We start from the raw sequence: 13675 nt of genomic DNA on the forward strand, positions 1-13675 counted from the left end.
GCGGGGTCCGCCTTCGAATCGCCACTGCGACCAGGCGCCGTTCACCGCGGTCTGCCAGGAGTGGTACACGCCGTCGGCTCCGGCGGCGAAGGCCTCCAGCCGCCCGTCCGCCGACCGCCCCGAGGTGACCCGGCCCGGGGCGTACGGGTGCGGCCGCGTTGCGGACTCCTCGACGATGTTGTCGTACCGGAGTGCCTTGTAGTCGCCGTTGGGGTGACCGTCGATCGTGGCGTTGTTGATGTTCGTGCGGAAGTGCCCCGGAGGCTCTACGCCGCTGGAACCTCCGCCGAAGCTGTAGTAGGAGAACCCGCCGTGATCGTCCTCCCACTTGTGGAAGATCAGGGTGTGGTCGTAGAACGAATTGAGAATGTCCCCTGCGCGCAACTCGTCCCGTGCGATCTCGTGTGAATATCCGGGCAGCCCTTGGGTATTCGGGCTCGCGTTCAGATGCCACGCCATGGAGACGTAACCGGAACAGTCGGTGCGGTAGCGGAAATCGCCGCCGGCGTCGGGCGCGGACCCCTGCTGGTTGTACGGGGGATGCTGGTCCATCCAGTACTGGGCCCGCCAGATCACCTCGCTACGGGTGATCGGGCCGCCGCGGTCGGACGAGACGGCCGCCATCGCGGCAGTGGGCGCGGTCGCGGCGATGGCGGCCGCGCCGGCTATCAGCAGCAGGAGCACTCTGCCGCACCATGATCTTAAAGTCGTCACCGGAACCTCTCCCGTCGTCGGCGGCCGACAGTAGGGCGCACCGATGAAATGCCGATGGAATCGGCAACTCCCTTGACTGGCAGGGCAGATGGGCCAACGGTCCTACGCTGCGGGGGCGGCGCAGTGTCCAGGGATGCCGGGGGCTTCGCGTCTGTCACTCCGGATCGTTCCGGATGCCTGGCCCGGCGCTCTCCCCCCTACTTTGTCGACGGCTTCCGCCAGACCTGCGGAACCGACCGACCGAACCGATCAGCCCGGAGCACGGGGAGCAGCGATGCCGACGACAGCCACCACCTGCCGACCGATCGCCACTGCGCTCGGGCACCAGGAGCGCAAGGTGCTCCACGCGGTCGGCTGCGGCCTGCGGGACGACGAGATAGCTGCCGCTCTCGCCCTTTCCGAGGACGCCGTCGCCGGACACCTCGCGCGGGTCCTCGTGAAACTCGGGCTGCGCGACCGGGCCGCCGCCATCGTCCACGCCTTCGACAGCGGCCTGGTCGTCCCCGGCAGCGGCCCGCGTACGCAGGCGGCGAACCCGGCGCCGCGGGCCCCCACCCGCCGGGATGCCGGACCGACGAGGCAGCTCTCCCTGCTCGGACCGCTGCAGGCATGGCAGGACGGGCGGCCGCTGAAGCTGGGGCACCTGCGCCAGCAAGCCGTACTGGCGGCGCTCGCGCTGTGCGCGGACCGCACGGTCGGTCAGCAGGAACTGCTCGACGGAGTATGGGGGGCGGACTCGCCGGTCACGAACGTGGTGCCGGTGTACATCTACCGGCTGCGCAAGACCCTGCGCACCGGGGACGGCCGCCCCGACGCGGTGATCGAGCACGAACGGTGCGGCTACCGGCTGGTCTCCGGCCTGGTCGACGTGGACGTGTCCCGCATGGAGAAGCTGGTCACCGACATCGCGACGGCCGACCGGGCGGGAGAACCGGCGGAGGCGGTCCGCCTGTGTTCGCAGGCGCTGGACCTGTTCCGCGGGGAGCCCCTGGCCGGCCTGCCCGGGCCGCTCGCCGAGCTGGAGCGGTTGCGGCTCACCGAGCGCCGGATCACCATCGCGCAGCGGAAGCTGGAGTGGCAGCTGCGGCTGGGGCAGCATTCCGAAGCGGTCGCCGAACTGTTCGCCCTGTCCGCGGCCCACCCCCTGCACGAGCCGGTGGCCGCGATGCTGATGCGGGCGCTGTACCACAGCGGCCGACGGGCCGACGCGCTGACCGTGTTCGACCAGGTCCGCCGTCGCCTGGCCGACGAACTCGGCGTTCCTCCGGGCCGGCTGCTGCAGTGGACGCGCCAGTTGGTCCTGCGTGGGGACGAAGCGGGCCTCGGCCTCACCACGGCGCCGAGGTGACCGGGTCTCCGTGGTGACCGCGCCACCGTGGTGACCGGGCCGCCACCGGATCGGGGCGGCCCGGCTCCGCGCGGTCAGGAGGCGAAGGACCGTTCCAGCCGGGGAACCAGGTCCTGGAGGTCCGCTTCCCAGCACCAGGCGTTGTGGCCGCCGTTGCAGTTGGTGCCCCAGCCGGCGCCGTCGCCGTAGTCCACGTAGTGGTAGGGCATGCGCAGGGCGTCCATGCTGTCCTTGACGTGCTTGGACGCGCTCTCCACCCAGAACTCCAGGTCGGTCACGTCTCCGCGTCCGTTGCCCACGTAGATGGACACCCCTACTCCCGCGAGCTTGTCCATGTGCCCCGCCGGGTCCACCTCGTTGAACCTCCAGTCGGCGTTGAACACCGGGTAGGGCGAGCCGAACGCGGCGTCACTGTCCACGCCGGGGGAGTAGCCGACGAGGGAGGCGACGACGGCCATCCGCAGGTCCATGGACCGGACCGACAGGTCGATGTCACCGGACAGGGACGCGGTCTGGCCGAACAGGTCGGGGCGGACCTGGGCGTAGTGCAGGGCCCCGAACCCGCCCATGGAGACACCGGCGACGGCCCTGGCCTTCTTGGCGGCGATGGTCCGCAGGTTCGCGTCGATGAACGGAATCACCTGCTTGAGGTGGAAGTTCTCCCAGTTCTGGGCACCGGCCGCGGTCCTCTGGTTGAGCCAGTTGGCGTACCAGCCCCGGGCACCCCCGTCCGGGATGACGGTGATCATCTCGTTCGAGGTGGTCAGCGCCGGGTAGTTCTGCTGGATCGGGTCGTCGGGCGAACCGTGCAGGAAGTACAGCACCGGGTAGCGCCTGGCCGGGTCGTCGTAGTAACCGCTCGGCAGGATGATCTTGATGTGGTGCTTGCCCGAGACCTCAGGTGTGGTCACGGTGATGTAGAAGTTGGTGGGACCGCCCACCGTCGTGTCGACCTGGGTCAGGCCGAACCCATCCGTCATCCTCGGCGGTTCGGTGCCTTCGGCGGCCTGTGCCGAACCGGCAGGCAGCGCCATTCCCACTATGGCGGCCATCAGGGCCATCACCATTCGCCACCGACTCGATGTCCTCATCACAGCGTGCTCCCTCGTGAGCCTTGTCGTTGCGCGGGTGCGGGGACCGATCGGGAGACCGGTCCCGGTTCAGGACCTTCTGTCTCAGTTCAGGACCTTGACCTCCAATGCCGGCGAGGCCGCGATCTGCTCCTCGGTGAACCGCTCGGTCACCCACTGGCCTGCCGAGAACAACTTGGTCTGGTCGGCGTAGTGCGGTGAATTCGGGTTGGCAGACTGGGAGTAGGTCAGTACGGAAGAGGTCTGCGGCGGACCGTCGGCGGTGAACCGCACCTGCTGGACGAAGCTGGAGCCGAAGGTGATGTCCATCTTGCCGTCGACCGAGCCGGGGGTGACCACGTTCAGCACGCCCAGCTCGTGGACCGCCCCGTGGATCGGGATCTGCTCGCCGTTGCGCGTGATCTTCTGTATGTCCGACAACGCCGCGTTCAGCGGAATCCCCGCGTTGCGGAAGGCGATGACCGTCCGGCCGAACGCGTCGCGGACGGCGGAGCTTCCGGAATCCAGCGAGTTGGGGGTGTGCACCGGGTCGTTGGGGTCGAAGGGGATCCGCCACGGCAGCTTTTCCACCGACTGGCCGCCGAGCAGGGCGTACCAGTAGTTCTCGAACAGCCAGGACCCCCGGCTGTCGGCCGTGAAGTCGTGGCTCTTCCAGGCGGCCAGGATCGGGCAGGCCTCGCTCACGTTGACCAGCTGGCCGTCCACCAGGATGAGCCCGAAGGGCTGGGCCCGGCACATCGCCACCGTGGCGTCGAGGGACAGATCGGCGGCCCGGCTGTTGTCGGCGAACAGCAGCTGCCGCATGTTCTCCGGCGTGAACCCCCGGCCGGGCAGGCCGTCGGTGCCGTTGATCCGCTTCTGCGCGGTCAGGATCAACTCCTGGGTGCGCAGCGACCGGGGCGTCGCCGTGTCGCCCATCACCCGGGGGAAGGACAGCGGTTGCTCGGGGTTGGCCAGCCAGGCGCTGTCGTTGGCGTTGCCGACGAAGTCCTTCCGGATCAGCCGCGGCTGCTTGTGCGGGTCCAGCAGCCCCGGTGCGACCGCGTTCGGATCGGTGGGCCAGTCGCACGCGCTGCGTTTGCCGTCGAAGATGGAGACCGGCGGCACGTTCGGCAGCCGCAACACCTGGTTGAACAGAGCCTGGCCGGTCAGGGTCAGGCACGACTGGGCGTGCTCGTCGGTGATGTTCGGGGTGGCCTGGATGTCCGCGTACAGGGCGTTGCCCTTGCGGTCGGAGGCGACGGTGTTGAAGAAGGGGACGCCCTGCGTGGTCTCCAGGGTGTTCACCACCTCGTCGACGTCCTTGGCCTGGTCGAGGTGGAACCAGGTGTTCAGCGCCCGCAAGTTGTCCATGTTCACGTCGCGCACCGCGTGCGCGCTGACCACCCAGGGCAGCGGCACGGTCAGCACCTGTGTGGTGATCGGGCCGTAACGCGTCGCCCACAAGGTCCTGTTGACCCTGCCGATGGAGCCGTCCGCGTTCAGCACGTCGACACCGACCTGCTGTGAGGTCATCGCCTCCCAGGCGCCGTCGACCAGGTAGTTGGTCGGGTGCAGTGCATCGACCTGTACGTCGAACAGCCCGAAGGGGGCCACCGTGGCGACGGTGTGGCTCCAGGCGACATCGTCGTTGTGTCCGATGTTCACCGCGGGGAAGCCGAGCAGGCTGGCCCCGGAGACATTGATCCTGCCCGGGATCGTCAGCTGGCTCTGCCACATCCGGTTCTTGCCCTGCCAGGGGAAGTGCGGATTCGCGAGCAGCATGCTCGTGCCCCCGGACACGCCCTGAGAGCCGACCGCCAGCGCGTTGCTGCCCATGCTCTGCTGACGGCTGACCGCCATCGCGTCACGGATCTTCTCCGCGGTCTCCGCGGTCTCCGCGGCCGAGGAGGCCGGCGGGGCGGCGCCCGGAGCGGCGGCCGAAGCGCCCGGGGGAGCCGCGTTCACCTGGCCGTCGAGCAGCACGTCGGCGGTGCCCATGATGATCTCGGCGTGCGCGTGCCGGTAGACGTCCAGCTCGGTGATCGGCCGCACCCACGCCTTGCCGCGGCAGGCCGGGTCGGTGATGTGGTCCACGCCCGTCTCGGCCAGGTACCTGTTGTACCCCTGGACGTAGCCGCGAATGGCCTCCTTGACCTCCGGCTCCGGCCCGTTGGGCGCGGGCAGGTCGAGCAGCCGCTCCACCACTCGGTTGTCGTTCATCCGTTGGAAGTAGATGTCGCTGTTGAGGTTCGTCGTGGTGTTCTGGTGCTCGCCGGGGCTCGCCTTGCCGTCCGGCCCCAGATAGCGGGACCGCTGGGCGTTGACCATCAGATAGGTGTCGGCCAAGGTGCAGATGTTGTCCTTGGCCGCGGCGTATCCGTAGCCCGTGCCCAGTCCCGCCCAGTCGGAAGCGATGATGTGCGGGATTCCGTACTCGGTGTAACGGATGGTCGGCTTGTCGGGCGCCTGTCCCGGAGCCGGCGCCCCGGTGGCCGCCATCGTGCTCGTCACCGCCGCCACCGCGGCCGTGGCCACCATCGGCAGCCTCGCTCTGAATCTCCTCCGCGCCATCGAGCCGTCCTTCCCCTGTGGTCCGGGCCTTCGTCTGACCGCGGCCACGCTAGGGAGGAGCGATGAAATCCCGATGACGCCGGCTCCGACAGTTCCCGGCAGGCCATAGCCGACGCGCCCACCCCTGTCAGTCCGGAATCTTCCGGAGTCTCCCGGCCCGGGCACCGTTGCTACCGTCCGGACGCATCGTCAGGCTCCCGACCAGGAGGACACAGTGAGCGCGCAGCACCCCAGCCGCAGGAACATCCTGAAGACCGCCGGTGGCCTCACGGCCGCGATGGCCATGGGCGGCGCGGGAGTCCTCGCCGCCGCGTCGACCGCTTCCGCCGTCGGTGACATTCCCGGCCTGCACATCACGGAACGCGGCGAGCAGGATCCCCGGATGTGGTACTACCGGTTCCAGACTTCCGCCATCGGGGGCTGGACCCCGGCCGTCAACGTGCTGCTCCCCGACGGCTACCACACCAGCGGGCGCCGCTACCCCGTCCTCTACCTGCTCCACGGTGGCCTGGAGGACTTCATCACCTTCGACCGGTTCCACGACATCCGGGGTCTGACCGCCTGGAAGGACCTCATCGTCGTGATGCCCGACGGCGGGCGCGCCGGCTGGTACTCCAACCCGGTGAGCTCCAACATCGGTGCCCGGAACTGGGAGTACTTCCACATAGGTCAGCTGATCCCTTGGATCGACGCGAACTTCCGCACCTACGCCGAATACGACGGCCGCGCCGTCTCCGGGTTCTCCATGGGCGGCTTCGGCGCCCTGAAGTACGCGGCCAAGTACTACGGCCACTTCGCCTCGGTCAGCGCCCACTCCGGCCCGGCCAACCTGCGCGGGGGCAACGGTGACCTGGTGACCCACTGGGCCAACGCCTCCTCCGCCGCGGTGGAACTGAACGGCGGCAGCATCTATGGCGTGCCCTTCTGGGACCAGGCCCGGGTCAGCGCGGACAACCCGTGCGAGCGCATCGAGAGCTACCGGAACAAGCGGGTCTTCCTGGTCGCCGGCACCAGCCCCGAGGACATCCAGGGTTACGCCAATGAAACCCTGGTGCTGGCCACCCAGCGGGAGTTCAAGTGGAACCTCGACCGCGCGGGCATCCCCTACGAGCAGCACGAGGTGGGCGGCGGTCACTATGTCCGCCGGGATCTGCTGCAGGACGACATCAATGGCATCATCGACCGGCTGCGCAAGGCGTGAACGGCCCCCTGAGCCGCGTCCTCGCGGCGACTGCCGTACTCCTTTCGGCGCTGTCGGTGCTGGCCGCCACGGGTTCGGCCGAGGCCCGGCCCGCCGAGCTCACCGCGGCCTGCCCGACCACCGGCTGGGTGTCCCAGCACTTCCACAGCGGCCACAACGGCGTCGACATCGCCAACGACGTCGGGACACCGATCTACGCCGTCGGCGACGGCGAAGTGACCATCTCCGGATACACCGGCGACTACGGCCAGTGGATCCGCGTGCTGCACCCCGACGGGCGGATCTCCGAGTACGGGCACATGTCCCGCCGCGACGTCTCCGTGGGCGACCACGTCGTGGCAGGCCAGCAGATCGCCCTGATGGGCGCGGAGGGCACCAACGTGGACGGCTCCCACCTCCACCTGCGGATCTGGGGGGACCGGTCCACCTCCTACGGCATCGACCCCGAGGTCTACCTGGCGGAGCGCGGCGTCGTCCTGCCCTGCACCCCGGGCAGCGGGCCGCGGCCCAAGCCGCCGGTGTATCCGGCGGAGTCGGGCCGCGTGGTGTCGGCGCGGTCGGCGGACGGACGGCTGGAGGTGTTCGCCGCCGGCGCCGACGGGGTGCACCACGCCTGGCAGCAGGAAGTGAACGGCAACTGGTCGGCCTGGGAACCGCTCGGCGGGCCGGGCAGCGCCGAACTGGCGATCGCGCCCAACGCCGACGGCCGTCTGGAGATGTTCGCCCTGTCGGGCAGCACCTTCCAGCACCGCTGGCAGCTCTCCCCCTCCGGCGGCTGGTCGAACTGGGAGACCTTCGGCGGTGGCGGCCGCGACACCGCGGCCGGTGTCAACGCCGACGGCCGCATCGAGGTCTACGCCTCCGGACCCGTCGGCCTCTTCCGCCGGTACCAACTCGCCCCCAACGGCGGGTGGTCGGAGTGGGAGGCCACCGGCGGCGGCCCCGCCGACAGCCGGGTGGAGATGGAGAAGTCGCCCGACGGCCGCCTGGAGGTGTTCGCCCTGGGCGCCGACACCTTCCAGCACGCCTACCAGACGGCCCCCAACGGCGGCTGGTCAACGTGGGAGACCTTCGGAGGCGGCGGCCACGACCTCACCGTCGACCACAATGCCGACGGCCGCCTGGAGGTGTTCGCCTCCGGCCCGAACGGGGTGTTCCACAAGTACCAATCCAGCACGGTCAGTTGGTCGGGCTGGGAGGGGACCGGCGGTCCCGCCGACGCGCAACTCAGCAGCGAACGCACACCGGACGGCCGGGTCGAGGTCTTCGCCATGAACGGCGGTACGGCCATGCACACCTGGCAGCGCGCCGTCAACGGCGCGTACGGCGACTGGAACGCCTTCGGCGGCGGCGGTACCGAGGTCACGGCGGTCACCAACGCCGACGGCCGGATGGAAGTCTTCGGCACCAACCACACCGGCACCTTCCACAAATGGCAGACCGGCTTCTCCACCTGGTCCGAATGGACCTGGCTCAACACCACCGCCGGCCCCACCCAGGGCTGACCGGTCTCCGACCGCCCCACACGCGCTCCGTGGGGGGGGGGGGGCGGCCGCGCGGGGGCCGCGGGGCCCCCCCCCCCGCCCGGGGGTGTGACTTCAGCCCGCAAACCACACCCCCCCACCGCGGGGGGGGGGGGGCGGGCCCCCCGGGCCCCGCCCCCCCCCCCCCCCCCACGCGGCCTCTCTGGAGAGACTCATGCCCGCGATCAGCAGACGCACCCTCCTGCGGGGCGCCGCCGGGGCGGGCGCGCTCCCGTTCCTGGACACCGGCCGGACCGCGACCGGCGCCTCCCACGTCGCCGATGCCCTACCACCCGCCCGGTGGGCCGGCGCCGGCCCCTTCGCGTACGTCTACGACCCGTCCACCCCCGCGGGCCCGCGCTACCTCAACGACCACACCCTGATCAAGGCCCAGGGCCGCTGGCACCTGTTCAGCATCGTCGGGGACAGCGCTCCGCGCGGCGAATCCCCGGACAGCACGGGGGAGACCTTCTTCGTCCACGCCTCCGCGCCGAGCCCGAACGGTCCGTGGACCACACACGCCGACGCGCTCACCGTCGACCCCTCCTACTTCGGCGAGGAACACCTGTGGGCGCCCCACGTCGTCGCCGCGGGCGGCAGGTTCTGGATGTTCTACGCCGCGGGCGGCGCGGGCGGCGCCGCGATCAACCTCGCCACCTCACCCGACCTGTTCACCTGGACGCGCGAGCCGTCCGGCCCGCTCTTCCGCGGGCTCGCGGCGCGCGACCCCATGGTGCTGCGGGTCGGCGACGAATGGGTCATGTACTACACGGAGCTCTCCAGCGCGGGCGGCCACCATGTCGTGGCCTTCCGGCGGTCCGCCGATCTGCTGCACTGGAGCGAGCCGGGCGTCGCGTTCACCGACGCGACCACGGACACGACCGTCTCGGTCACCGAGTCGCCGTACGTAGTCGAACGGGACGGCTGGTACTACCTGTTCATGGGACCGCGGGGCGGCTACGAGGGCACGGACGTGCTGGCATCCCGGGACCCCTACCGCTTCGACCTCGCCGGGTACGCGGGCCACGTGCCCGGCCACGCCGTCGAGGTCTTCGCGGACGGGGACACCTGGTACGCCAGCGCTGCGGGCTGGTTCCGGTACGGGCTGCACGTGGCGCCCCTGGAGTGGCGGGACACACCGCCGCCGTGGCAGAGCGCGGACAATCCGGTGGTCGGCCTCGGCGTCGGCGGCCGCCTCACGGTGTTCGCGCTCGACGCCTCCGACCGCTCGATGCTGCGGCGCGTCCAGCTCGCCCCGGACACCGACGCCTGGTCGGAGTGGGAGCCCTTCGGAGGGCCGGCCGGGGCCGTTCCCGCCCTCGGCCAGGGCGCCGACGGCAGGCTCGAGGTGTTCTCGCTTGCCCCGGGCGGAGCCAACCTGCACCACCGGGTGCAGCGGCCGGACGGAGGCTGGTACGACTGGGAGTCGTTCGGAGGCCCGGCCGGCGCCGCCCCTGCCGTCGCCCGTAACGCCGACGGCAGGCTGGAGGTGTTCGCCCTGAGTCCCGGCGGCGCCTCCGTCGCCCGGCGACGGCAGCGGTCACCCGGATCCCCGGCCTGGGACCCGTGGGAGCCCGGCTTCGGCGGGGCCGCGGGCGCGCCCCCGGTGGTCGCGGCCAACGCGGACGGCCGCCTGGAGGTGTTCGCCCTCTCGCCCGGCGGCTCCGGGATCTTCCACCGGTGGCAGGAGACCCCGGGCGGTGCCTGGACCGCCGCATGGCACCGCTTCGGCACCGCGGCGGGCGCCGCACCGCGGGTGGCCCGGGACGGCAGCGGCCGGCTCACCGTCGCCGCGATCGGACCGTCGGGCGTGGGAACCTTCGGCCGACGGCAGTCCGCGGCGAACGGCGGCTGGGACGACTGGCTGCCCCTGTTCGACTGGAGCGCCGCCGCCCCGGCGTTCGCCGTCAACGCCGACGGCCGCCTGGAGGCCTTCTCCCTGACCCCGGGTGGTGCCCGGCTCGGCCACCGCTGGCAGACCGCCCCGGGTGGAAGCTGGGATTCCGGCGGGGAGTTCGGCGAGCCCGGCATCAGGCTCGCCGCCACGCCGGCCGCCGCGCTCGATTCCACCGGGCGGACGCACGTCTTCGCCGTCACCGCCGAAGGCCGGATGCGCACCCGCGTCCAGGACCGGCCGAGCGGCGGATGGCGGCCGTGGACGGCCTTCGGCGACCGGGCGGTCGCACCCGTCGTATCGGGCAGCCCCGCGCTCTGAGCGCGGAGGGCGGTGCGTGGAGGGCGGCGTGTGGAGTGTGGATTTCGCCAAGTGAAAGGGGAAAACGGGCGGGCAGGCGGCGCCGTGACCCCCCGGGCACGGTGACCTTCCCCACCCTGCCGGGGCCGGGGCAGGCCACCGGCGGCCACGGCCGGAGGGACGGATACCACTCCGATGCCCCTGTACCGGCCGCACCGTCTGCTGCTCCGATCCGTTCGGCAGAGAGTCGAAAGCAGCCCCCAAGCACCACTGTTGACACGGAGTCGACGTGACCCGGCACACAACGGGCGGCTCTTGCGGGAGGGTGGGTGAGGCGGATGGGAAGGGAGACCCGGGAGGCTTCCATGGCCGCCAGGGTGGGCGTCCCGACCCGGCGGAAGCCGGGCAGGCGCCGCCCTGCCGAAGTGGCCGAAGTACGCCGATGAACTCCCTTGAGAGATGAGTATTGTTCCACTCGTCCGAGCAGCGACGAGTGGAACAGGGGGAACCGTGAGTGGTGTAGTCGTCCACCTGCCGCAGGGGTGCAGCGGCGCCGACGGCGGCGAACCGTACGGTGACCCTGTGACGCTGCGGCTCGGACCGGGCGAGGCCGCCCGCTTCGGACGGGGCTCCGCGACGGTCCCCGTCGAACTGCGCCTCGCCGACCCGGCGATCTCCCGGCTCGCCGGGGAGATCCGCGTCGCCGACGACCACTGGCAGCTGACCAACCACAGCGCCACCCACAGCTACCTGGTGGAGAACCCGGAAGGAGCGGGGGAGTACCTGAGGGTCCCGCCGCGCCGGGTCGGTGCGCCCGTCCCGTTCGAGTTCTCACGCGTGGTGCTGCCCACCCGCAGCGACGTCACCGTGTCCTTCCAGGTGTTCGCGCCCGACCACGTCTATCTGGACCCGGACGCCATGGGCGCCCCCTGGGGCCGCCTCACGGTCACGGCGTACTCCCTGGACGAGACGGCCGCCTACTTCCTCGTACTCGTCGCGCTCTGCGAACCGCGCCTGCGCGACCAGTCCCGCGTGGCGGTCCCCACGACTCCCCAGATCGTCGAGCGGTTCAGGGGACACCCCACCTGCGGCACGCTGACCGCGCGTGCGATCAGCTCGCACATCGACTACCTCGCCGAGGAGAAGCTGCGCATCGGCGCCCCGGACCTGCGCGAACCCGGCAGGAGCGAGCGCCGCAACGGCAAGCGGGAGGAGATCGTCGGGCTCGCGCTGCGGTTCGGGCTCGTACGGGAGGAGCACCTCACGCTGCTGCCGCCCCTGACGGGGGCCGGCGGGCGGGAGCGGCAGAGCACGCGATGACGCCGCCGAACGGCCTGCGCGACACCACGGAGTGCGAGCGCAGGGACCTCCTGCCGCCCGGCTACCGGGTGCGGGACTGGGCGGTCACCGACTTGATCGGGTCCGGGGGCTGGTCCACGGTCTACGCGGCACGGCCGGCCGACGGGTACCCCGGGCGGACCAGGCGGACCGGCGGGGTGGCCCCTGCGGGCATGCCGGCGGGACCAGCCGACGTCGCGCTGAAAATCATGCCGACCGCCGGGTACGCCCCGCGCCAGACGCGCAGGATCGTGGATTCCGCGCGCCGCGAGGTCGAACTCGGGCGCAGGGCGGGCCACCCCCGGCTGATCGGTCTCCTGGACTCCTTCGTCCTCGCCGCCCCCGACCGCCCCCCGCTGGACGGCGCGATCGTGCTGGTCATGGAGCGGGCCGCGGGCAGCCTGCGCGAACTCCTCGACGCGGGGGTGGCCGAGGCCGATCGCCCCCGGCTGATCGCGGGGGTCTGCGAGGGACTGGCCCACCTCCACCGCTCGGGCTGGGTCCACGCCGATCTCAAGCCGGAGAACGTCCTACTGGGCACCGACCGTTCCGTGAAGCTCTCGGACTTCGGCCTCGCCACCGAGATGACGGGCACGCACGGGTACGCGCCGCCCATGGGCACCCTGGACTACCTCCCGCCCGAGCGCTGGCGGGCGCCGCTCGGGGAACTCGGCGTACAGGTCCGGCCGAGCGCCGACATCTGGGCCCTGGGCATCATCATCCACGAGGTGTTCGCGTCCGGTGCCTCCCCGTTCTCCGGCGCCACACCCATGGCCCGGGGCGCCGCCGTACAGGGGTACGGCGAAGGGCGGGTGGCGCTGCGCATGGACCACGCGGTGCCGCCGTTCTGGCGGGCGCTGGCCGCCGACTGCCTCGCCCCCACTCACGCGGCGCGCGCCCCGCACACCGCCGAGAGCCTGCTCGCCCGTATCGCCGCCGAACAGGGAACCCGCGGGACGGGGGCGGGACGGCTGCGGGGCCGGGCCCGCGCCGCCGTCCTGGCCACCGTGCTGTGCGGGATCGCGGGCGCGACCCTGTGGTCGGACGAGGTGCGGGCGAACCCGTCCGCACCGCCCGGTGGCGCGGAGGCGAAGGCCGGCGCGATCCGGGTGTTCAACGCCGAGAAGGGGTGTCGGGAGCGGGCCGACCGGGACCGGCAGTGCAGTCTGGGCCTGGCGATCGACCCCCGGCGGCCGTACGCCGCGGACAACGTCGTGGCGACCCGGGTGTGGCACGGCGACGTCCTCGCCGCCGACTGCCAGGTGTCCGACGGGCAGCCCATCATCAACGAGGAGGACCAGCAGTCCACCCGCTGGTTCCGCGTCCGCCTCCCTCCCGGCTCCACACCCCCCACGGCCTGGCTCCCCGCCGTACGCACGAAGGACAGGCCGGCCCTGCCGGGGTGCCCGGCCCCCACGACCGCGCGCTGATCCGCGGGGGCTGCCGCCCGGGTGGGTCGGGAGGAGGATGAAGGGAGGCCGACAGGGCGAGCCGGGGGACCGGACCATCGGCCCCGGGCCCGCTCACCGTGGGTGAAGGAGGTCCGTTCGTGGTCGCGTCAGAGACGTTCCGGGCCGGGTCCGGCCCCGTGGGGGTGGTTCCGTCTGAGGCTGATCCTTTGGAGTGGACACCCTGACAATGGATCTTGATGGTCCAGGGAGGGATGTCCACGTGGGACGCAAGTCTCCGTATCCGGAGGAGTTCAGGAAGGAC

General features: G+C 71.5%; 8 protein-coding genes and 1 pseudogene. 6 read left to right on the plus strand and 3 right to left on the minus strand.

Annotation, left to right across the window (positions count from 1 at the left end; all coding sequences use genetic code 11):
* Positions 1-684 (minus strand): annotated as a pseudogene (locus tag ACEPPI_RS37095) (hypothetical protein); the annotation flags it as partial.
* A gap of 304 nt (positions 685-988) precedes the next feature.
* Between ACEPPI_RS37095 and ACEPPI_RS37100 the strand changes: the two are divergent.
* On the plus strand, positions 989-2062 hold the full coding sequence (locus ACEPPI_RS37100; protein WP_373919671.1) for a BTAD domain-containing putative transcriptional regulator: 1074 nt from the start codon (positions 989-991) through the stop codon (positions 2060-2062).
* 74 nt (positions 2063-2136) lie between these two features.
* Here ACEPPI_RS37100 and ACEPPI_RS37105 read toward each other — a convergent pair whose 3' ends face one another.
* The gene (locus tag ACEPPI_RS37105; RefSeq protein WP_373919672.1) at positions 2137-3114 is read right to left on the minus strand and encodes an alpha/beta hydrolase; all 978 of its coding nucleotides are present in this window, start codon (positions 3112-3114) and stop codon (positions 2137-2139) included.
* 123 nt (positions 3115-3237) lie between these two features.
* Positions 3238-5706, minus strand: a complete 2469-nt coding sequence (locus ACEPPI_RS37110; RefSeq protein WP_373919673.1) for a penicillin acylase family protein — start codon at positions 5704-5706, stop codon at positions 3238-3240.
* A 214-nt stretch (positions 5707-5920) separates the two neighbouring features.
* On the opposite strand from ACEPPI_RS37110, the gene ACEPPI_RS37115 reads away from it, so the two are divergent.
* The 5 genes from ACEPPI_RS37115 (at position 5921) to ACEPPI_RS37135 (ending at position 13392) form a co-directional block, all read left to right on the plus strand.
* Positions 5921-6907 (plus strand): alpha/beta hydrolase-fold protein, encoded by a 987-nt coding sequence (locus ACEPPI_RS37115; protein WP_373919674.1) that lies wholly within the window; start codon positions 5921-5923, stop codon positions 6905-6907.
* Entirely contained in the window at positions 6904-8412 is a 1509-nt protein-coding gene (locus tag ACEPPI_RS37120; protein ID WP_373919675.1) for a peptidoglycan DD-metalloendopeptidase family protein, read from the plus strand. Before ACEPPI_RS37115 ends, ACEPPI_RS37120 begins: the two co-directional genes overlap by 4 nt.
* 193 nt (positions 8413-8605) lie before the next feature.
* Positions 8606-10645 carry a family 43 glycosylhydrolase gene (locus ACEPPI_RS37125; protein ID WP_373919676.1) on the plus strand — a complete coding sequence of 680 codons (2040 nt, stop codon included), beginning with the start codon at positions 8606-8608 and terminating at the stop codon, positions 10643-10645.
* 489 nt (positions 10646-11134) lie between these two features.
* Positions 11135-11944: a serine/threonine protein kinase gene (locus ACEPPI_RS37130; RefSeq protein WP_373919677.1), complete on the plus strand. Its 810-nt coding sequence runs from the start codon at positions 11135-11137 to the stop codon at positions 11942-11944.
* Positions 11941-13392 (plus strand): serine/threonine-protein kinase, encoded by a 1452-nt coding sequence (locus ACEPPI_RS37135; protein ID WP_373919678.1) that lies wholly within the window; start codon positions 11941-11943, stop codon positions 13390-13392. Before ACEPPI_RS37130 ends, ACEPPI_RS37135 begins: the two co-directional genes overlap by 4 nt.
* Positions 13393-13675: the final 283 nt, after the last annotated feature.

The organism is Streptomyces sp. AB3(2024) (genome assembly GCF_041862025.1).
In the GTDB taxonomy this organism is placed as follows: Bacteria; Actinomycetota; Actinomycetes; order Streptomycetales; family Streptomycetaceae; genus Streptomyces.

Bases quoted from the DNA above. Each gene is read 5' to 3' on its own strand.
- ACEPPI_RS37125 (WP_373919676.1), top strand. From the start codon at position 8,606: ATGCCCGCGATCAGCAGACGCACCCTCCTGCGGGGCGCCGCCGGGGCG.
- ACEPPI_RS37100 (WP_373919671.1), top strand. From the start codon at position 989: ATGCCGACGACAGCCACCACCTGCCGACCGATCGCCACTGCGCTCGGG.
- ACEPPI_RS37105 (WP_373919672.1), bottom strand. From the start codon at position 3,114: ATGGCCGCCATAGTGGGAATGGCGCTGCCTGCCGGTTCGGCACAGGCC.
- ACEPPI_RS37110 (WP_373919673.1), bottom strand. From the start codon at position 5,706: ATGGCGCGGAGGAGATTCAGAGCGAGGCTGCCGATGGTGGCCACGGCC.
- ACEPPI_RS37135 (WP_373919678.1), top strand. From the start codon at position 11,941: ATGACGCCGCCGAACGGCCTGCGCGACACCACGGAGTGCGAGCGCAGG.